The following is a 725-nucleotide window of genomic DNA, read 5'->3' as shown; positions in this document are numbered from 1 at the left end:
GGTCGGGCCATGACGGTGGGCCGGAAGCCGTACTTGGGGCCGGCGACTCCGTGCCCGGCCGCACCCGCGCCGGCCAGTGGCATGCCACCGAGCAGGTTTCCGGGTCCGCCGGCCGCCTCGGGGGCGGCGCTGATGCTGCTGACCGGGATGGCATGGCCCAGCGCCGGCGCGGCCGGCGTTCCCGACCAGGCGACCGGCACCGAGAGCTTGCCACCGACGGAGGCCGCGCTGCCCAGCGCCGCCACCGGGTGAGCGGCGGCCGCGCCACCGCCCAGCATCCCGCCCAGACCACCAAGCCCCGGCAGGGCCTTGGCCGCGGCCGGAGCCGCCCCGCCGATGGCACCGACCGACTTGGCGATCTGGGTGAAGGTGTTGGCCATACCGGTACTGAAGTACGGCAGACCCTCGGTGTTATAGAACAGACCCGCAAACGGGCTGTAGCCGTTGACGAGGGTTCCCAGGTTGGTGGGCAGGCTGGTCTGCCCGGTCAGCAGGAACCAAACCTCCGACAGCGGGTCGGTGGTGGTCGTCGCCGCCGTCGTCGCCTGAGTCGTCGCCTGGGTCGTGGTGCTCGCCGCGGGCTGTGCCAGCGACTGCAGGGTCTTCGACGTGTTGGTCGCCGTGGAGTTCGCCGACGCGTTGGTGACCGCCGCGGCCTGGTTGGCCTGGCCCGCCTGGTTGGTCACCTCGGGCGCCTTCTGGAACTGCGTCACCTTCGTCGCCGA

At 72.4% G+C, this 725-nt stretch carries 1 protein-coding gene; it reads right to left on the bottom strand.

What is annotated here, in order from left to right:
* Nucleotides 1-725: PE/PPE C-terminal domain-containing protein (locus tag A5732_RS04825; protein ID WP_253189004.1), on the bottom strand; the 725-nt coding region annotated here is incomplete at both ends.

Source organism: Mycobacterium colombiense (assembly GCF_001953985.1).
GTDB lineage: Bacteria > Actinomycetota > Actinomycetes > Mycobacteriales > Mycobacteriaceae > Mycobacterium > Mycobacterium colombiense_B.
The sequence above is the reverse complement of the archived record's forward strand: the minus strand, read 5'-3'. Positions and strand labels throughout refer to the sequence as shown.